19 protein-coding genes are annotated in these 19,152 nt (G+C 64.4%); 10 read left to right on the top strand and 9 right to left on the bottom strand.

Features of this window, described 5'->3' with window-relative positions; all coding sequences use genetic code 11:
- Window positions 1–143: 143 nt before the first annotated feature.
- On the bottom strand, window positions 144–731 hold the full coding sequence (locus tag DEJ54_RS03890; RefSeq protein WP_113153413.1) for a TetR/AcrR family transcriptional regulator: 588 nt from the start codon (window positions 729–731) through the stop codon (window positions 144–146).
- 202 nt (window positions 732–933) lie between these two features.
- Here DEJ54_RS03890 and DEJ54_RS03885 point away from each other — a divergent pair, with 202 nt between their 5' ends.
- The 3 genes from DEJ54_RS03885 (at window position 934) to DEJ54_RS03875 (ending at window position 4,511) form a co-directional block, all read left to right on the top strand.
- Window positions 934–2,046 carry a DUF418 domain-containing protein gene (locus tag DEJ54_RS03885; RefSeq protein ID WP_113153412.1) on the top strand — a complete coding sequence of 371 codons (1,113 nt, stop codon included), beginning with the start codon at window positions 934–936 and terminating at the stop codon, window positions 2,044–2,046.
- Between the two features lie 116 nt (window positions 2,047–2,162).
- Entirely contained in the window at window positions 2,163–3,602 is a 1,440-nt protein-coding gene (locus DEJ54_RS03880; RefSeq protein ID WP_113153411.1) for an SLC13 family permease, read from the top strand.
- Between the two features lie 6 nt (window positions 3,603–3,608).
- Entirely contained in the window at window positions 3,609–4,511 is a 903-nt protein-coding gene (locus tag DEJ54_RS03875; protein ID WP_245447692.1) for a LysR family transcriptional regulator, read from the top strand.
- 12 nt (window positions 4,512–4,523) lie between these two features.
- Here the strand turns inward: DEJ54_RS03875 and DEJ54_RS03870 are convergent, their stop codons facing one another.
- Genes DEJ54_RS03870 through DEJ54_RS03835 form a run of 8 tightly spaced genes read right to left on the bottom strand, consistent with a single transcriptional unit; the run spans window position 4,524 to window position 12,964 of the window.
- Window positions 4,524–5,252 (bottom strand): SDR family NAD(P)-dependent oxidoreductase, encoded by a 729-nt coding sequence (locus DEJ54_RS03870; protein WP_113153410.1) that lies wholly within the window; start codon window positions 5,250–5,252, stop codon window positions 4,524–4,526.
- Window positions 5,253–5,256: 4 nt separating this feature from the next.
- Window positions 5,257–6,060 (bottom strand): cyclase family protein, encoded by an 804-nt coding sequence (locus tag DEJ54_RS03865; protein ID WP_113153409.1) that lies wholly within the window; start codon window positions 6,058–6,060, stop codon window positions 5,257–5,259.
- Window positions 6,057–7,316, bottom strand: a complete 1,260-nt coding sequence (locus DEJ54_RS03860) for an SDR family NAD(P)-dependent oxidoreductase (protein WP_113153408.1) — start codon at window positions 7,314–7,316, stop codon at window positions 6,057–6,059. Before DEJ54_RS03860 ends, DEJ54_RS03865 begins: the two co-directional genes overlap by 4 nt.
- Entirely contained in the window at window positions 7,313–8,497 is a 1,185-nt protein-coding gene (locus tag DEJ54_RS03855; RefSeq protein WP_113153407.1) for a thiolase family protein, read from the bottom strand. The genes DEJ54_RS03860 and DEJ54_RS03855 overlap by 4 nt, the downstream gene beginning before the upstream one ends.
- On the bottom strand, window positions 8,497–10,137 hold the full coding sequence (locus DEJ54_RS03850; protein ID WP_113153406.1) for an AMP-binding protein: 1,641 nt from the start codon (window positions 10,135–10,137) through the stop codon (window positions 8,497–8,499). The genes DEJ54_RS03855 and DEJ54_RS03850 overlap by 1 nt, the downstream gene beginning before the upstream one ends.
- Window positions 10,138–10,148: 11 nt before the next feature.
- Window positions 10,149–10,631 carry an aromatic-ring-hydroxylating dioxygenase subunit beta gene (locus DEJ54_RS03845; protein WP_113153405.1) on the bottom strand — a complete coding sequence of 161 codons (483 nt, stop codon included), beginning with the start codon at window positions 10,629–10,631 and terminating at the stop codon, window positions 10,149–10,151.
- Complete coding sequence (locus tag DEJ54_RS03840) at window positions 10,631–11,962, bottom strand: aromatic ring-hydroxylating dioxygenase subunit alpha (protein WP_113153404.1); 1,332 nt, start codon at window positions 11,960–11,962, stop codon at window positions 10,631–10,633. The genes DEJ54_RS03845 and DEJ54_RS03840 overlap by 1 nt, the downstream gene beginning before the upstream one ends.
- Window positions 11,963–11,998: 36 nt before the next feature.
- Window positions 11,999–12,964: a PDR/VanB family oxidoreductase gene (locus tag DEJ54_RS03835; protein ID WP_113156061.1), complete on the bottom strand. Its 966-nt coding sequence runs from the start codon at window positions 12,962–12,964 to the stop codon at window positions 11,999–12,001.
- 207 nt (window positions 12,965–13,171) lie between these two features.
- Between DEJ54_RS03835 and DEJ54_RS03830 the strand changes: the two genes are divergently transcribed.
- The 7 genes from DEJ54_RS03830 to DEJ54_RS03800 are packed head-to-tail and all read left to right on the top strand — an operon-like array spanning window position 13,172 to window position 19,085.
- On the top strand, window positions 13,172–14,197 hold the full coding sequence (locus DEJ54_RS03830) for a TRAP transporter substrate-binding protein (RefSeq protein WP_113153403.1): 1,026 nt from the start codon (window positions 13,172–13,174) through the stop codon (window positions 14,195–14,197).
- Window positions 14,197–14,706, top strand: a complete 510-nt coding sequence (locus DEJ54_RS03825; RefSeq protein ID WP_113153402.1) for a TRAP transporter small permease — start codon at window positions 14,197–14,199, stop codon at window positions 14,704–14,706. Before DEJ54_RS03830 ends, DEJ54_RS03825 begins: the two co-directional genes overlap by 1 nt.
- Entirely contained in the window at window positions 14,706–15,992 is a 1,287-nt protein-coding gene (locus DEJ54_RS03820; RefSeq protein WP_113153401.1) for a TRAP transporter large permease, read from the top strand. Before DEJ54_RS03825 ends, DEJ54_RS03820 begins: the two co-directional genes overlap by 1 nt.
- A 12-nt stretch (window positions 15,993–16,004) precedes the next feature.
- Window positions 16,005–16,529, top strand: a complete 525-nt coding sequence (locus DEJ54_RS03815) for a MarR family winged helix-turn-helix transcriptional regulator (RefSeq protein WP_113153400.1) — start codon at window positions 16,005–16,007, stop codon at window positions 16,527–16,529.
- Window positions 16,526–16,966, top strand: a complete 441-nt coding sequence (locus tag DEJ54_RS03810) for a RidA family protein (protein ID WP_113153399.1) — start codon at window positions 16,526–16,528, stop codon at window positions 16,964–16,966. Before DEJ54_RS03815 ends, DEJ54_RS03810 begins: the two co-directional genes overlap by 4 nt.
- 59 nt (window positions 16,967–17,025) lie before the next feature.
- Window positions 17,026–18,102, top strand: a complete 1,077-nt coding sequence (locus tag DEJ54_RS03805; protein ID WP_113153398.1) for an NAD/NADP-dependent octopine/nopaline dehydrogenase family protein — start codon at window positions 17,026–17,028, stop codon at window positions 18,100–18,102.
- Window positions 18,102–19,085, top strand: coding sequence for a 3-hydroxybutyryl-CoA dehydrogenase (locus tag DEJ54_RS03800; protein WP_113153397.1), 984 nt, complete (start codon window positions 18,102–18,104; stop codon window positions 19,083–19,085). Before DEJ54_RS03805 ends, DEJ54_RS03800 begins: the two co-directional genes overlap by 1 nt.
- Window positions 19,086–19,152: the final 67 nt, after the last annotated feature.

Below are 19,152 nucleotides of genomic sequence, written 5' to 3'. Positions count from 1 at the left end.
GAAGACAAGAAGCGTCTGGATGTCCGCTCGGCCTACTTTGCAACGATATGTTCGCGCCTGCAGCGAGCTTCTGTTTCCCGCCCATAGGAGCCATTCGCCCTTCTCTTAATTTGGAGGAGCGCAGCTCAGGTTTCGCTCTCCGCCTAAACACCCACCGCCCCCTCGATAAAGCTCCAGAGCGCGGCCTTGCCGGCTTGGGGCTTTTCTTCCAGCAGGGTTCTGAGCGCGCGGCCTTCGATGACATCCAGAAGGAGGCGGGCGGTTTCTTTTGGGGTGTCGAAGGGGCGGAACGCGCCGCTCTTGGAGCCGCGGGCGAGCAGGTCGGCCAGGGCCGTTACAAGCGCTGCGCGGTTGTCGGAGAAAAGAGCGGCGATCCGGGGGGCGCGGATGGCTTCTGACAGTATTTCCAGACCAAGCACCGCATTCTCCGGGCGTGACGCATAGGCGGCGTAGTCGGTGACGAAACGCCTGAGCGTTGCGTGCGGATCGCGCCCCTCGGTCAAAATCGTGCAGAATGGCCGAAGCTCATCGGCTTCGAGCAGCGCGATCTCGGCCAGAACGGCCTCTTTTCCCGAAAAGTGATTGTAGAGATTGCCAAGGCTGATGCCGGCGCGGCGGGCAATGTCGCGCACGCCCGTCTGGTGGTAGCCGGCTTCCAGAAAACAGGCCAGCGCGGCCTCCACGATCTGCAGCTTGCGCGGATGTGCGGCGGGTTTTGTCTTCTCGGCCATCTTGCCATCTCTGCTTTTGATCTATAATTGAACGAACGACCGTTCATATATTGGTTGATGACGGGGGGCGAGGCAAGGGATCCGGCAAGGGATCCGGGGCGATAGCCACAGAATTTCGGCAGTGCATCGGTTCCAGGCAGACGGGAGAGAGCGGTGATGGGTCTTTTGGGCTTGTGGCGGCAGGGCGCAGGGGTGGCGGGGCATGGCTGACGCAGTTGTGGTGGGGACGGCGCGGTCGCGCGCCCGTTTCGAAGGGCTCGACCTTGCGCGCTTTCTGGCCTTTGTCGGCATGGTGATCGTGAATTTCACGATTGTGATGGGGGCTGAGACTGGGGCCGGGGTTGGGGCTGGGGCTGGGGCCGGCGTTGAAGGCGGTGGCGGTCTTCTGGCCGGAATGACGCTGCTGCTGGAAGGGCGGGCGGCGGCGACCTTCGTGGTGCTCGCCGGGCTGGGACTGGGGCTCGCCGCATCGCGGGGCATGGAGCGCACGGTTTCCGACACGATCAGGCGGGCGCTGTTTCTGCTGGTCGTCGGCCTCTTGAACAGCCTCATCTTCGATGCGGACATTCTGCATTACTACGCGTTCTACTTCCTGTTCGGCGTCTTCCTTCTTCCATTGCGCACATGGACGCTGGTCTGGGTGATCGTGGCGCTCAACATCGCCTTTGTGGGGATGAACTTTGTGCTGGATTACGATACCGGGCGCGACTGGGTGGATTACAGCTATGCCGATTTCTGGACGCCGGCGGGCTTTGTGCGAAACCTCTTCTTCAATGGCTGGCATCCGGTCATTCCGTGGCTTGGTTTTCTGCTGTTCGGCGTGATCCTGAGCCGGCTTGATCTTGGCGAAAGGCGCGTCCGCAATGCGCTTGCGCTGGGCGGGCTGGCGGCGTTTCTTCTGGCGGAAGTGCTGGCGGCGCGGCTTCAGCCGCTTCTGGGCGCAATCGACCCGGAGCTTGCCTATCTGGTCACCACGGGGCCGGTGCCGCCCATGCCGCTTTATACGCTGGCGGGGATGGGCGTGGCGTCCCTGGTCATCGGGCTTTGCCTCTCGCTGGCCGAGCGGCCGGCAATGGCTCCGGTGATGCGGGCGGTCGTGCCGGCGGGGCGGCAGACGCTGACGCTCTACATCGCGCATATCGTGGTGGGCATGGGCGCGCTGGAGGCGCTTGGCATGCTGGGCGGGCAGACGCCGGGGGCGGCGGTTCTGGCGGCGCTGATCTTCTGCGCGGCCTCGGCGGTGTTCGCCTTTGTCTGGTCGCGCGCCTTCAAACGCGGGCCGGTGGAGACGCTGATGCGGTGGGTTGCCGGATAGGCTGAGGCCGGGCGTTCGGTTTTCGTGAGGGCAGCCCTCTGAACAATCGATTGGATTGAGCGGGCCGGAAATGAGCAGTGTCGCCGCGTTGTATTTTCACGAGGCACGTTCATTCCATGTCGGAGCAGACTTTATCGCGGGCGAGCGGGCGATCACCCGCAGCGGCGCAGCCGGGTGGCGGACCCGCGCGGAACACCCTGAAAGCAATCGGCATCGCGGTTGCGGCGGGCGCTGTGGGGCTGCTGGCCGCTTCCTCCCTGCCGGTTCCGATGGCGCTTGCGGCGGCGCTCGCCGTCTTCTGCATCGGCATGTGGGCGACGGCGGCTGCGCCGGAATATTGGACCGCGCTTGTGTTTTTTCTGGTGGCGGTGCTGTCGGGCGTCGCGCCGCCCCGGACGGTGTTTTCCGGGTTTTATTCATCGACCTTCTGGCTGCTGTTCGGCGGGATCATTCTGGGGGCCTCGATCCGTTACACGGGGCTTGGCGCGCGCATGGCGGCGGCGCTCTCGGGCATGCTTGGAACGCGCTATTCCACGGTGATCATGGGTGTGACGGCGTTCAGCCTGGCGCTGGCCTTCGTGATGCCGTCTTCCATTGGCCGGATCGTGCTGCTTCTGCCCATCGTCATCGGGCTTGCCGATCACATGGGCTATGGCGCGGGCGCGAACGGGCGCACGGGGATGATTGCGGCTGCGGCCTTCGGCACGTTTCTGCCAGCCTTCACGATCCTGCCTGCAAACGCGCCGAACATGATCATGGCCGGCATGGCGGAAACGCTTTATGGCGCGCGCTTTTCCTATTGGGGCTATCTGCTGGCGCATTTTCCCGTGCTTGGCCTGCTCAAGACCGGGGTGCTTGTGGTGCTGATCCTGAAGATGTTTCCCGATGCCGATCCGCAACGCCAGCCGGTGGCGCATGACCGGGCGGCTGCCATGACGCCAGCGGAAAAGCGGCTTGCGCTGGTGCTGGCGGCGTGCCTCGCGCTGTGGCTCACGGATGCGCTTCATCAGATATCGCCTGGCTGGATTGCGCTGGCGGCGGCTCTTTATTGCCTGTGGCCTGCTTCAGGGCTGACATCGAAAAAGTGCATCAATGAAGAGGTGAATTACGCATCGCTCTTCTTCGTTGCCGGCATTCTGGGACTTGGCGCGGTGATTTCGTCCACCGGGCTTGGCGAGGCGGTGGTGGCGGGGCTGAGCGGGCATGCGGACTTCTCGGTCGACCGGCCCGTCTGGAATGTGGTGATGCTGACCGGCATCTCGACGGTGGTGGCGATGATCACCAATCTGCCGGGGGTTCCCGCAGTCATGACGCCGATGGCGGAGAAACTGGCCGTGCTGACGGGACTGCCGCTGACAACGGTTTTGATGACGCAGGTTCTCGCCTTCTCCAACGTGTTCCTGCCCTATCAGGCGCCGCCGTTGATCATGGCGATGCAGCTGGGCAATCTGCCGGCGGGGGCCGTCGCGCGCCTGTGTCTTGCCCTGTTCGTCATCGGCCTTGTCGTGCTCCTGCCGCTTGATCTTGTGTGGTGGCATGTGCTCGGGCTGGTATAGGAATGAATGCAGACCAATTGGGCGCAGGGCGCGGTGATGGACATTCAGCAGCTGAGAACATTTGTCGCCGTTGCGCGCGAGGGAAGCATCACGCGCGCCTCGGAGCGGGTTCATCTCAGCCAGCCTGCCGTCAGCGCTCACATCAAGGCGATGGAGGATACGCTGGGGCTCGCGCTGTTCGAGCGGACCCCGCGCGGCATGGATCTGACGCGTGACGGCGAACGCCTGCTGGAAAGGGCCGAGCAGACGCTGGCCGCGCATCGTGCGCTTCTCGAGGAGGCGGCGCGGATCAAAAGCACCCTGACCGGGCGTTTGCGGCTTGGCATGGGGTGCAATTCCGGCACGGAAGCGCTTGGCCAGCTGATGACGGGGTTTGCCGAGCGCTATCCGCAGGTGGATGTGGTGCTGCGGCACGGCACATCGCGCTCGATTGCCGAGGGGGTTCGCAATGGAAGTCTCGATGCCGGGTTCTACAATGAGACGGGTGAGCCGGAAGAAGATCTGAGCGTTGTCGAGATTTCGCGGTTCGCCATCTATCTTGCGGGCCCGCCGGGAACGGTGGCGAAAGACGGTCCCGACTGGCGCAGGCTGGCGGATCTGCCGTGGATCTGCCCGGCCCCGGACACATGTTGCGGCGAGGCGGCGGAAGCGCTCTTTTGCCGGCACAATTTTCGCCCCGAGCGCATCATCAGCGTTGACCGGGAGCAGGTCACGCGGACGCTGATCGCCGGCGGGGTGGGGGTAGGGCTCCTGCATGCGGACGCCGCGCGCGAGGCCGAGGCGGCTGGCGAGGTGGAGCTGATCTGCGAGGCGCAGGCTGCGACGCGGCTTTTTTTCGCCTGCCTCGGGGAGCGCGTGGACGACCCGCTTCTGCGCGCGGCCAACGCCATCGTCATCGCCACGCTCTGACGACAGGGTGCGTCAGAGCTGCATGCTGCCAACGCTTGCGCCGCCGCACACATAGAGCGTCTGCCCGGTGACGAAGCTTGCCTTCGGATCGGCGAAGAACATGAAGGCGTTGGTGACGTCTTCCACCGCGCCGAGCCGGCCAACGGGAATGCGTTTGGCAAGCTCTGCTTCCCGCTCGCTGCCCTTCGGGATGATGCCCCAGAAATTGTCGGTCTGGATCGGCCCCGGCGCCACCACATTGACGGTGATGCCGTGGGGGGCGAGCTCCAGCGCCCAGGTGCGCGCCATGCCCACCATGCCGGCCTTGGATGCGCCATAGGCGGTGCGGGTCTGTGCGCCCAGTGCTGCGCGCGAGCCGTTGAAGAGAACACGGCCGAAGCGGCGTTCCTTCATGGCAGGCAGGAAGGCTTTCAGGAGCGTGAGGGCGGAACCCAGGTGAAGCTGGGCGAGGCCGGTAATGTCTTCGGCGCTGGCGTCTTCGATGAGGTTCGGCCAGATGAGGCCTGCATTCTGCACGAAATGGGTGACGTCGTGCCTGCCGGCGATCTCGGCTGCGGCTGCGCTGACGGCTGTGTCGTCCAGCAGGTCGGCTTCGACCGAGCTCAGACGTTCATGCGAGAACTCCGGCGCGCGGCGCGCAACCGAGACGACGCGGTAGCCCGCATCCAGCATGGTCCGGGCGAGGTCCGCGCCGATGCCCTTGTTGCCGCCGGTGATGACGGCTGTCAGCTCTTTATCCATCGTGTCAGTTCCTGCCGGGCACGAGCGCCACCACGCGCAGCGGGCTGCCGGTGCCGTTCTTGATCTTGAGCGGGGTTGCGATCAGCATGGCCCCGGTGGGCGGCAGCCGGTCGAGATTGTTGAGGCATTGCAGCCCGTAGCGGCCTGCGCCGTGAAGATAGTAATGGGCCGGGTAGGGCGGCGTGTAGTGCGATCCCTGACCGGCGTCGGTGCCGACCGTTTCTGTGCCGAAACCACGAATGCCGCGTTTCTCCACCAGAAGCCGGATCGCCGCCGGCGTGGGGCCGGGTGAATGTGCGCCGTCCTCGCGCATGTTGAGATAGGCCGCACCCCGGCGCTTCGACCAGTCGGTGCGCATCAGAACCCAGCTCTCGGCGGGAATGCGGCCGTGCTCGGCCTCCCACGCCTCGATGATTTCCGGCGTCAGCTCGAAATCCTCGTCCGTGGCAGCGCCGTCAGAACAGTCGATCACGCAGACCGGGCCGATAAAGCGCTCGGCGGGAATCTCGTCGACGCTGCCATTGGGCACGTCGCGGCCGGAGATCCAGTGCGAAGGCGCATCGAAATGGGTGCCGGTGTGCTCGCTGCAGGTGAAGTTGTGCCATTTCCACGCCGGGCCGCGATGGTCATAGGCGGACACTTCTTCCATGCGGAAGCGGGCGCACTGGCCGAATTCGGGCGGCAGCACGATGACCGGAAAATCCTGATCGAGCGTGTGGGTGAGGTCCACCACCTCGATTGCGCCGGTGGCGAGCGCCTCCGCGAGATTGCCCAGAAGGGCGGATGGGTCGGTTGCGTGGACGTTCATGCGCCGCCTCCGTCGGTTTCGCTCATCTCGCGCTCCAGCACTTTTGCGCCGGCGCGCCAGCGCTCGATCAGGTCCTTCGCCACATCGCCGACGAACACGTCTTCCAGCCCGTCTTTGAGGCCGGAGACGATGGCCCGGGCAAGTGCTGCGGGCGCGACCTTGGGTGGCGGCAGGGGCTGGTGCCAGGCGTCGTCCGTCGGGCCGGTATAGACGTTCATCACGCGCACGCCGCCGGGCCGCATCTCCGCGCGCAGGCACTGTGACAGCGAGTAGGCGGCGGCATTGGACGCGGAGAACGCGCCAAAGGCCGGCATGTTGGAATAAGCGTAGACCGACAGGATGTTGACCCAGGCGGCGGCGCTGTTGTCGCCGTCTGCGCCGCGCCCGCGCATGGCCGGGCAGAAGGACTGGGCAAGCCGCATCAGGCCGAGATAATTCACTTCCATCTCGTCGCGGGCGAACACGGTGTCTCCACGGTCCATGATGCCGCCCGGGCGCACGAAGCGGGCATTGTTGACGAGAATGTCCGTCTTGCCGCCGATCTCGCCGGCAAGCTCGGCGACCGACGCGGTGTCGGTGACGTCGAGCGGCACGATCTGGACATTGGGGATCGTTTCGAGCGCGGCGCGGTGCGGATAGGGCCGCCAGCCTTCGGGCTCGCCGATGAAGATGATCGACGCGCCGGCCTTCGCAAAGGCCTCGGCCAGCGCCGGTGTGTTTTCGCTGCGTGCGTCGGTGATGAGCACACGGCGGAATTTCGGATCGGCGGTGATTTCGCGCAGTTGCGGATCGTCTTCCATGTTGGGCGTCCCTTCGGGAGGCAGGGCGTAGAGAACGCCCTGGCCCGACTTGTCGAGCCGGTTGATGATGCGCACCCTGCCGCCGCGTGGCGCGTCGCCATGGACGTGGCACATGACGGAGGGGCCGGCGTCGAGCCGGACGGTGCCGACACGCCATGGGGTGCGTTCGCGGAAATAGGTGTTGGTGCTGGTGCGCACGGTCGTTTCGGCGATGAGTTCGCCCGCCGGGTCGATGTCGCGCCATGGCAGGTCGGTCGACAGGCAGGTGGAGCAGGCGTCGCGCGGCGGATATTGCAGCGCGCCGCATTCGCCGCAGACCTGCAGCATGAAGCGCCCCTCGGCGGCAGCCGCCGTGAGCCCCAGCGCTGCGCGGCTCCTGAGGCCCGAAGGCAGTGTCTGTGTGCGGGTGCGCTTCTGTGGGTCTTTCTTCGGCGGTGGCAGGATGGCGTCGGTCATGTGCCAGCTCCCGAAATGATGGCGGCGCTGGAGCAGACGCCACGGTCGTAATTGATCATGCCGAAGCCCGAGACCATGGCGGTCGCCGCCCCTTTCACCTGTGTGGGGCCGGCTGTGCCGGTGACCTGGCGGATGGCCTCGACCATGCCGATGAAGCCGCCGGCGGCTCCTGCCTGTCCGGCTGAAAGCTGACCGCCCGACGTGTTGTGCGGAAAATCGCCGGCAATGGTGAGATCGCGCTCGCGCACGAAGGCCGGGCCCTCGCCTTTCCCGCAGAACCCCAGATCCTCAAACTGCATCATGGAGATGACCGGGTAGTCGTCATAGGTCTGCAACAGGTCCATGTCGTCGGGCGTGGCGTCTGCCATGGCGTAAAGCTCGTCGATATCCATGGCCCAGCCGCCGCGCATCTGGATCGGGTCTTCGGGAAAGGCGTTGTGGCGTTCGATGCTGCCGCGAATATGTGCGTAAGGAAGGCCGGCGGCGCGGGCGTCCTCCTCCCGCATCACGAGAAACGCTTCTGCGCCGCTGACGGGCATGACGCAATCGAACAGCGCGATGGGATCGGAGATCATGCGCGCGCCGAGATACTGATCCATGGTGAGCGGCTTTTTCATCACCGCATGCGGGTTCCGGAGCGCATTGTCGCGCTGGGCGACGCAGATGCGGCCGAAATCCTCACGGGTCGCACCATAGGCGCTCATATAGTGGTCGGTCAGGAGCGCGAAACAGGCATTCGGTCCGCCTGCTCCGTAAGGGTATGAGGCGTCCTGCGCGAAGCGGCTGAAGCTTGAGAGCATGCGCCGGAAACTGTCGACATGATTGGTGTCGCCGGCAACGCAGGCGACGATGTCGGCGTCGCCCGCCTGCACCGCGCGGGCTGCGCGCCTGAGCGCCACGATGCCGCTTGCCCCGCCCATGGGGATGTGATCGAGCCAGCGTGGCGTGAGGCCGAGATGCTGGGTCAGGCCCACCGCCGTATCGGGAAAGAGCGTGAAGCTTGCCACCGAGAAGCCGTCGACATCGCGGGGGCTGAGGCCGGCGCTTTGAAGCGACTGACGCAGCGCGCGGGCGATCCACCAATGCGCCGTTTCCTTGGAAAAGCGCTGATAGGGCGCGGTGGCGGGCGCGGCGAGCACCACGCCCTCATAGCCCATCCGTTTTGAGGTGCGGCCCGCCATCAGGCCGCGCGCCTTTTCTTCATGGAGCGCGTGTCGACCGTTCCAGGATCGGTGAGAAGCCGGGCGACCAGTGTTTTCAGTTCGCCGCGCTGGATCTTTTGTGTCGAAGTCAGGGGCAGGGCGTCGACAAAGGCGATGTAGCCGGGAACCTTGTAATAGGCGACGCGGTCCAGACACCATTCGGCGATCTCGCGGGCGCGCGCCTCATCGCGTTCGCCGCTCTCGACCACGAGACAGGCGAAGACCTCGTCGCCGCGCAGTTCGTCGGGTGCTGCGGCAACCGCAGCGGCCTTGATGTCGGGATGCTGCATGAGGAAGGATTCCACTTCCACGGCGGCGATGTTCTCGCCGGAACGGCGGATCACGTTCTTCTTGCGGTCGACGAAGAAGAAATCGCCATCGGCATCGCGCATGACGATGTCGCCGGTGTGGAACCAGCCGCCTTCCCACGCTTCGGCGGTGGCCTCTGGGTTGGCGTAATATTCGGAGAAGAAGCCGAAACGCGGATCCTCGCCCGCATGGCGCACCAGAAGTTCGCCGGGCGCGCCGGGGGCTGCCTCGCTGCCATCGTCCGCGACCACGCGGGCCTCGATGTCCGGGCCGGGCTGGCCGAGGCAGTTTGTGCCGCGCTTGCGGGGCTCGTGATTGGCGACGATGACCGCGCCGGCCCCCGTCTCCGTCATCGCCCAGCCCTCGATCAGGGGAATGCCGAAGCGCTCCTCGAACGGGCCGTGCAGCTTGGGATCGATGCCCGCGCCGAAACCGAAGCGCACATTGTGCGCCCTGTCCTGTTCCGTGGGTTCGGCCTTCATGAGAATGGACGGCATGACGCCCAGATAATGCAGGCAGGTGGCGCGGCTGTCACGCACGCTCTGCCACCAGCTGCGCGGGTGAAAACGGTCGAGCGCGATGAGGCAGCCGCCGACCGTGACCATCGCCATCAGCGAATAGGCCATGGCGTTCATGTGGAAGATGGGCAGTGGCGTGATCATGCGCTCGCAATCTTCGTTCATGGCGCAAAGGCCGCCCGATTTCGCGTACCAGCGGCCCGAATGCAGGAAATAGAGGTTCGACAGGACGCAGCCCTTGGGCTTGCCCGTGGTGCCGGAGGTGTAGAGCATCGCCGCTTCGCGGGTGAGCGATGCGCCCTGCGGCGTCTCCATGTCGGCAAAGCGCGAATCGAGCGGCGGGGTGTCCGCCTCGGGCGTAACGACCGGAAAGCCGACGCCGGAGGCGGCAGCCGCCTGTTCGAGATCCGCCACGCGGCTGGCGATCGCCACCGCCAGAACCGGGCGCGCGTGCCCGGCCATGTATTCCAGTTCCGCTGATTGCAGGTCGGGATTGACCGGCACGACCGAGAGCCCGAGCGCATTGAGGGCGAACCAGTGCAGGAAGAAGCCCGGCCGGTTTTCCATCAGGAGCATGACGCGCATGCCGGCGCGATAACCCCCGGCAGCATAGGCGTTCCTCAACCGCTCGATCCCGGCGAGGGCTGCGCCATAGGAGAGTTCGCCGGCGGGAATGTCGTAGACCGTGGCCGTTTCCTCCAGCACGTGCAGGAACGGGCGGTCCGGCCAGCGCCCGGCGGTGTCGGCAAAGGCCGCGAACACGGTGTCGAACGGCGGGATCTGCGATTTCATCTGCTGCGCCTTTAAAGGAACATCTGGATATTGCCGAAGGCGGCGTGGGAATTGAGCAGATCGACGCGCTTGTGGGTGATCTTCAGCCTGCCGTCGATGAGCTTCAGCTCGTGGCGCGCGGTGGCGGCGAGCAGGATCTGGTCGTCGAGCCGCGTCTCCACATAGTGAAACGCGGTGTGGGTCGCGTATTCGCCTTTCTCCTCGTCCATGAGGTCGATGAAGGGGCGGTTCAGAACGTGGTGGCAGCGGGTCTTCGGCTTCTGCGAAAAGGTGCGCTCGCCCTTGAAGCGCTCGACGCGCAGCTTGCGCATGAAGGCGTCTTCATGCAGCAGGGAGGTAACGTGTTTCTCGTCCTGCTGATTGTAGTCGAGCGGCATCCAGTAGAAGCTGTCATGGGTCCACAGATCGAGCCATTCGTCGAACCGGCCATCGTCCAGCATGCGGGCTTCTTCATAGACGAAATCGATCAGGTCATCGCGGGTGGGGGCCTTCATCACGCGTCTCCTTCCATCGTCATCGTCATGTATTTTTCCCATGCGTGGAACTGGTTGCGCATCTGCCGTTCCGTGGTGCCGTTCTCGACGGCGATCTCGTCGAAATTCTCGCCTTCCTGATAAAGGCGCTGGACGTTGACCCATTCGAGGCCATCGGAGTGCAGGCCTTCCTGCGCGCGCTCATACATTTCCAGATCGTCATGGCCGACCATGGAAGTGGGCGCGTTGATCATGCGGTTGTACATGGCGGTGCGCTCCAGAAGCATGTCGGGCGCGCCCACCAGCCGGTAAATGTAGCTTTCGACCAGGGTTTTGTCGGCGGCGATCGGGGTGAACAGCCGCAATTGCTGGATCGGCCCCTTGATCATGATGTTGGGGAAATAAACCGTGTTGTGCCGGTTCTCGCCGAGGATGGCCTTTGTGCGCTCCTCGCCATAGGCCTCGACCATCTGCTCGTAATAACCGGGGATGGCCGAATAATCGGAGTGGATCGAGTGATGCACGCCGGTGTGGCCGTGGCCGTTCGGCCAGGTGCGGATGCCCATGTTCTCGAAGAACTCATAGGGGCTCATGAAGGGGGCGATCACTTCCATGGCCATGGGCTTTTGCGTGCCCTCGGGCTTGTCCATCTTCTCCCACAGATCGATGGCCGTGCCGGCGGAGCTTTCATGCGCGACCATGGGATGGCAGGTGTCGGTCTGATTCTCGACCAGCATTTTCCAGTTGCAGCGATGCATGTAGCGCAGCGGCGGACCGGCCACTTCCAGACGGCCCTCGGGAGAGCGGTCGACCATGTTGTCGAAGGAACTCAGCGCCTCGCCGAAGAAGCTCTCGAAGTCCGGCCCTTCCGCATTGAGGCGGGCGAAGATGAAGCCGCGATAGTTTTTCACCGCGCCGACAGAGGCAAGGCCGTGCACGGATTCGCTCTCTTCGAGGCCGGTATCCTTGTAGCCCTTGCGCAGCGGGATCGCGAGCAGGCAGCCATTCGTCTTGAACGACCAGGCGTGATAGGGGCAGCGGAAGAACTTGCCGGTGTTGCCCGAACGGTCGATGGCGATCTTCGTGCCCTTGTGCGGGCAGCGATTGTGCAGGACGTAGATCTCGTTGTCGGAGTGGCGCACCATGATGACCGGCTTGGTGCCGATCTCGGTGGTGAAGTAGTCGCCCTTGTTGGGCGTCTGGCTTTCGTGGCCGACAAAGACCCAGGTGTTGGCGAAGAGATGTTTCATCTCCAGCTCGAACACTTCCTGATCGATGTAGACGTCGCGGTGGACTTCCGTTGGCCGGATCAGGTTGCTGATGGCTTGCGGGTTGTTCGCGTAACGGCTCATGGCTTGCTACTCCCTTGCTGGCCGCCGCCCTGCCTCCTACAGGTCGAGGACGAGCCGGTCGGATTTTGCGCGTGACACGCAGATCTGCATGACGTCGTTTGCTGCGCGTTCGTCATCGGTGAGGATGACGTCGCGGTGGTCGGGAATGCCGGACAGAACGCTGGTCTGGCAGATGCCGCAATCGCCGCGCTGGCAATCATAGATCAGGTCGACGCCTTCTTCTTCGAGCACCTCGATGATGGACTTGCCCGGCGGGATGGTGAAGACCTGTCCCGTGGAGCTGATCTCGACCTCGAAGGATTTGTCGCCCGCTTCGGCTTCATGCGCCTCGAAGAGTTCGAAGTGCACATGGTCTTTCGCGATGCCGCGGGCATGGGCGATCTCGCGCACCGCCTCGATCATGCCGCGCGGGCCGCACACATAGATGTGGCCTTCGGCCGGGGCCTTGCCGATCAGCGCCTTCAGGTCGATGCAGGTTTCGGGCTCGTCGTCACAATGAATGGTGAGCGCGGTGGTCTCGATGGCCTCAAGCGCGTCGACGAAGGCCAGAAGCGTGCGCGACCGGCCGGCATAGTGAAACGAGAAGGGGCGGTCTTTCGCCTTGCGTTCGGCGGCCATGGAGATGAGCGGCGTGACGCCGATGCCGCCGGCGATGAGAAGCACCGGGGCTTCCGCGTCGACCAGCGCGAAGTCGTTGCGCGGGGCTGACGTTTCGATGATGTCGCCTGCTTTCAGCCCATGCATGAAGCGGGAGCCGCCCTTGCTGTCCTCTTCGAGGCGCACGCCGAGACGGTAATGATCGGGCGCGTCGGTGGCGCCGGGCTCGGTTTCGGCGTTGACGAGCGAATAGTGCCGGTCGCTGCCATCGGGCAGGACGACGCGGATATGCGCACCGGCGGAAAAGCCGGGCAGGGCCGAGCCGTCCGCGGCCTCCAGTTCGAGTGTGCGGATGTTCGGGGTCAGCGCCTCGTTGGCGCGCACCCTGAGCTTCAGTTCGCTCATCGCCGATATCTCCTCCCTCTGCGGCGCCTCCATCAGCTCATCGGCAGGCGAGCTGTCATCCGCAGTGTCTGAATAATATGAATTCGCATATTTTTGCCTGTCAAGCTTCAAGCCTCAAAAAGTGAAATTTCATCTTTTTAAGCTTGAAGCGCGTTGAAACTTGTGGAAGCCTTCGTAGTTGGAGGAGGCCGTCACGGGAGGAAAACGATGACGCGCATTTTTAAAACGCTTGTATCTGCATCTATTTTCTCGACTGCCATGGGTCTGAGCGCCATGGCGCAGGAGACGGTTCTGCGCATGTCCAACTGGCTGCCGCCGTCTCACCCCATCGTCAAGGACATGATGGTTCCCTGGGCGGAACAGCTGAAAGAGGCGAGTGACGGACGGATCGAAGTGCAGATCCTCGACGCGCCGCTCGGGCCGCCGCCGGCGCATTTCGATCTGGCTGCCAATGGCGCGGTGGATCTGACATTCGGCGTGCATGGTTATACGCCGGGCCGCTTCACCCTGACGGAAATCGCCGAAATGCCGTTCCTGGCCGATACGTCCGAGAGCCTCTCGGTTGCGTTCTGGCGGGTGTTCGAAAGCGATCTGGCGCAGGCCGATGAACATCGCGGCACCAAGGTGCTGGGCGTGTTCGGGCACGGGCCGGGGCTCCTGTTCACCAAGGGCAAGGCGGTTTCGCCGCTGTCGGACCTGTCGGGCGCGAAGATCCGCGTTGCGGGCAACATCACCAACAAGCTTGCCGAAGCGATGGACATGGTGTCGATCCAGGCCCCGTCGCCACAGTCTTATGAAATCCTGTCGGGCGGCATCGCCGACGGCATCTTCTTCCCCGTGGAATCCGTGCCCTTCTTCAAGCTGGAATCTCTGGTCGACAAGGCACTGAGGGTTCCCGGTGGGCTTTACAATGTCTCGTTCTTCTTCGTGATGAACAAGGCGAAGTTCGACAGCCTGTCGGATGAAGACAAGGCGGCCATCGAGAAGGTTTCCGGCGAGGCGTTCTCGCGCATGGCCGGTCAAGCCTGGGACGCGGCCGACGCGGCGGGCATGGAGGTCATCCAGTCGACCGTCGAATTCCATGACGCCACCGAGGACGAACTCACCGAACTGCGTGAGAAGACCGGGCCGATGTTCGACGAACTCGCCAAGGCCTATGAGGCCAAGGCGCTCGACTTCGACGTTGTCCTGGGCAAGCTCAAGGACGAAATCAAAGCGGTGGCGGCTGAATAATGGCCGCCCCCTCCGAGCGGATCGCAATGCGGGCTCGGCGGTGGTTACGACTTGCGACCGCCGTGCTCTGCGGAGCGTTTCTGGTTGCGCTGACACTGGTGACGGTGGCCGATGTGATTGGCCGCTATCTCCTCTCGTCGCCGCTTCCGGGCGCAGCCGAGTACACCGAAATCCTGCTTATGGCGATTGTATTCATGGGATTGCCGGCCGTGTGTCTGGATGACGGGCATATCAGCGTCGATCTGCTTACGGCGAGCCTCAAGGGCATGGCTGCGAAGGTGCAGCTCAACCTTGGTCGGCTTCTGGTTTCCGTGGTTCTGGGGCTCGTTTCCTGGCAGCTGTGGAAGCACGGAGCCCAGCTTGAAAGCTATAACGAGGTGACGGTCTATCTGCGTGCGCCGCTCGGGCCGTTCGCCAGGGCGACGGCGGTGATTGCCGGCATTAGCGCCATCATCACCTTTGTCATGGCGGTGCTCAGACTGCCCAAAAGCGACGGCGGGGGCGTGTAATGGCCTGGCCAATCGGAATGGCGCTGCTTCTGGCGCTGATCTTTGCCGGCGTGCCCATCGCCTTCGCCATGACGGCCGTGGGGCTTGTCGGTGTCGTGTCCATCGTTGGCTGGCACCCGGCGCTGGCCATGCTCGGGCAGGTCTTTTTCGACAGCGGCCGCAGCTATACGCTTTCCGTCGTGCCGCTGTTCCTGCTGATGGGCAATCTCGTGGTGCAGTCCGGCGTGGCCGGCGATCTTTATGCGGCGGCGAATGCCTGGCTGCGTCACCGCAAGGGCGGGCTCGCCATGGCCACCATCGTCGCCTGCGGCGGGTTTTCGTCAGTATGCGGCTCGTCGCTCGCCACCACCGCGACCATGGCGCGCATCTCGCTGCCGGCCATGCGCAAATACGGTTATTCCGACCGGCTGGCCGCTTCGTCCATTGCGGCGGGCGGAACGCTCGGCATTCTCATTCCGCCATCGGTCATTCTCGTCATCTATGGCATCCTGACACAGCAGAACATCGGCAAGCTGTTTCTGGCCGGCCTTCTGCCGGGGCTGATCGGCGTGATCGGCTACATCATCGCCGTGCGCCTGTCGCTCGTCGTCTATCGCGAACATCTGGAGACGCAGCCCAAACTGCCGCTGATCGACCGCGTGCGGGCGCTGCGTGGCGTGGTCTGGGCGCTGGCGCTGTTCGTGTTCGTTCTGGGCGGCATTTATATGGGCGTCTTCACCGCCACCGAGGCGGCTGGCATGGGCGCAGGCGGTGCGTTCCTTCTGACCTTCATGCGCGGTCGGCTGACCCTGCGCGCCACGCTGTCCACGCTGTTCGACACGGCGAAGACGACGGCGGTGATGTTCTTCATTTTGTTCGGGGCGCTCTATTTCCTGAACTATGTGAATTTCTCCGGCCTGACGGGCGACCTGCGCACCTGGATCAATGCGCTTGGTGCCGGCCCGTACCAGGTCATCTTCATGATCGTGCTGATCTATCTGGTGCTGGGCTGCCTGCTCGAGAGCATCTCGATGATCACGCTGACCGTGCCGATCCTGTTCCCGATCGTGACGGGCCTTGGCTTCGATCCGATCTGGTTCGGCATCTTCGTGGTGATCGCGACCGAGCTGAGCTTCATCACGCCGCCCATCGGCATGAATGTTTTCGTCATGCGCACGGTGGCCCCCGACATTCCGCTGGAGCGCATCTTCGCCGGCATCCTGCCTTTCGTGGCCATGGATGTGCTGCGGCTCGCGCTTCTGATCGCGCTGCCGGCGATGGCGCTTCTGATACCCAATTCCATGTGACCGGAAGAGATGATGGCGAAAGACGAAGACAGGATCGAGATCGACCGCAATGCCGGGTTTGTCGGCGACTACCTGCTCTATCTGCTCGCCGCCGCCAGCGATGCGGCCAGCACGGACTTTCATGCCCATGTGCGCGAGCAGGGGCTGCGCGTGCCGGAATGGCGCATCCTCGCCTGCCTGAGCGATGAGGACGGTCAGATGGTGACGCAGCTTGCCCAGCTGGCGCTGATGGAACAGTCGCATCTGACCAAGATCATCGATCACATGGCGTCGAAGGGACTGGTGAAACGCCGGAGCGACGAGCGCGACCGGCGTCGCGTGCGCGTGTTCCTGACTGCTGCAGGCCGCGCGCTTGGCGCGCGCCTCGTTGATGAAGCGCAGGCGCATGAAGAAGAGATCATCGCGCGGCTGCGCCCCGGCGAAGCAGCGCTTCTGAAGAGCGCCCTCAAGCATGTTCACGCGCTTTATCGCGCCGGCAGCGGCATCACGCCTGCGCCGGTTCGCGAGCCCGTGAAACTGGAGACGAGACCGACATGAGCGATCTGGAGAAAACCCCGAAACCCGACGAGCCGCGGCTCCTGCACGAGGCGGTGTGCCCGCAGGGCTGGCCGCAGCCGAAGGGCTACGCCAATGCCGTGATGACCGATGGCGGCATCATCTACACGGGCGGGCTGGTCGGCTGGGATCGCGAGGGCCGCTTCCCGGAAGGGTTCGTCGCCCAGGCGCACCAGACGTTTCGCAACATCCGCGACGTGCTCGAAGCGGCGGGCGCTGGGCCGCAACATCTGACGCGCCTCACCTGGTACGTGACGAGTGTCGAGGACTATCTGGCCGATCCGAAAGGGCTGGGGAGAGCCTATCGCGATGTGTTCGGCCGCTGTTTCCCGGCCATGGCCACGGTGGAGGTGACGCGTCTGGTGGAGCCGGAGGCGGTCGTGGAAATCGAGGCGACGGCGGTTTTGCCCCGGGGTTGAACCAATGTGAGTGACATAAATGCCCGTGACTGTGTGCGGGCGAGGAGGAGAGTGCAGACATGAAAGTAGCTGTTCTGGGTGGAGGCAACGGGTCATACGCAGCCGCGGCGGATTTCGCCGAGGCGGGCCATGACGTTCGCTGGTGGCGGCGCGACCGGGCAAGTTTCGCCGATGTCGAGGAGGTCGGCGGCATTACCCTCACCGACCACGAGGGCAGCCGGAAGATCGCGGTCGTGCCGACCGACGATCTCGCTGCGGCGCTGAAAGGCGCGGAGCTGATCGTTGCGCCGACGCCGGCCTTCGCGCAAGAGGACATCGCTACCCGCCTCGCACCGCATCTGGAAGACGGGCAGGTGATCTACCTGCCGCCGGGCACGTTCGGTTCCTACCTGATGATGAAGCGCATTCGTGAAGCGGGCTCGAAGGCCGACATCGCGATTGCCGAGACGGGCACGCTGCCATGGCTGACGCGCAAGCAGGGGCCACTCGAAGTGCGCGTGACGACGCGGGCCTCGCGGCTGCCGACCGGCGTGCTGCCCGCGCGGCACACGGATCATGCGATCAAGGCCATTGCGGCGGTCTTCCCGGCCTCCATCGAGCCGGTGGAGGATGCGCTGTCGGGCGCGCTGATGAACGCCGGCCCGATCATTCACCCGCCGCTGATCCTCATGAATGCCGGTCCCATCGAGCATTTCGACCGCTGGGACATTCACAATGAGGGCACGCAGGCTTCCATCCGCCGCACGCACACCGCGCTCGACAATGAGCGCATGGCGATCCGCGAGGCGCTGGGCTATGGCGCGCCACACTTTCCGCTGGCCGATCACTACGAGACCAGCGACTGGATGTACGGCAATCTCGCGCATGACAAGCTGGTGGATTCCGGCGACTGGCATGAGAAGCTGGACCTGAAGTCGCACCGCTACATGCTGGAGGATGTGGGCATGGGCCTCGCCTTCATGGTGTCGGTGGGCGACTGGGCCGGCGTGCCCTGTCCGGTGGCGACCGGCCTCCTGGCGATTGCCGGCGCGGTGGCCGAGCGCGATTTCCGCGCCGAGGGGCGCACGATGGAGCAGATCGGTCTTGCCGGCGAAAGCCGCGAGGCGGTGCAGACCATGCTGCGTGAGGGCCTGTGATGACGGGCGAGGTGACCATCGCCTGCATCGGCGCCGGACGCATGGGGCGGGGCATTGCGCAATGCGTCGCCTATGCCGGCCACGCGGTGCGGCTGATCGATGCGAAGGAGCGTGACGCCGACGCCTTCGCAAAGCTGCGCGATGAGGCGCTGGATGAGATCCGCACGGCGCTGGCCTCCATCGCCGCGCTTGGCGCATTCAGGGTGGACGCCGTTCCACAGATCATGGACCGGGTGAGCATCGTGCCGCGCGGCGAGGCGGCGGCAGGTCTTGCCGGGGCGCGCATCGTGTTCGAGGGTGTGCCCGAGGTGACGGACGCCAAGCGCGATGCGTTTGCGCTGTTCGACGCCCATGCCGATGGCGACGCCATTCTGGCCTCGACCACCTCGACCATGCTGTCGACGGAGCTGGCGGGCTTCACCTCTGCGCCCGAGCGCTTTCTCAATGCGCACTGGCTGAACCCGGCCTTTCTGATGCCGCTGGTGGAACTCAGCCCGGCCGATGAGACGGATGCGGAAACCACCGCTTTCGTGCGCGCCTATCTTGAAGGTATCGGCAAGGTGCCGATCGTCTGCAAGGCTTCGCCCGGCTACATCGTGCCGCGCATTCAGGCGCTCGCCATGAACGAGGCTGCGCGGATCGTCGAGGAAGGCGTTGCGAGCGCCGAGGATGTCGACAAGGCGGTGACCTACGGTTTCGGCCTGCGCTTCGGCGTGCTGGGCCTTCTGGAGTTCATCGACTGGGGCGGCGGCGACATTCTCTACTATGCGAGCCGCTATCTCGCCGGGGCTTTCGATGACGAGCGCTATGCGGCTCCCGGCATCATCAGTCGCAACATGGAGGAAGGGCGTATCGGCCTGAAGACGGGCTCCGGCTTCTTCGATTACGCCGATGTGGACGTCGACGCTTACCGCCAGCGCCGCATGGCGGCTTTCCTGAAGGCGCTCGACAATGCGGGGCTCGTGCGGCCACCCGTGCTTTAGGCCCGGTGCCTGAAACAGGGTGTGAAACCAGACCGGACGGAACAAGTCCGGAAAACCAGAGAGGACG

The organism is Nitratireductor sp. OM-1, from assembly GCF_003296175.1.
Classification (GTDB): domain Bacteria; phylum Pseudomonadota; class Alphaproteobacteria; order Rhizobiales; family Rhizobiaceae; genus Nitratireductor; species Nitratireductor aquimarinus.
This window is presented reverse-complemented; position numbering and strand designations above follow the sequence as displayed.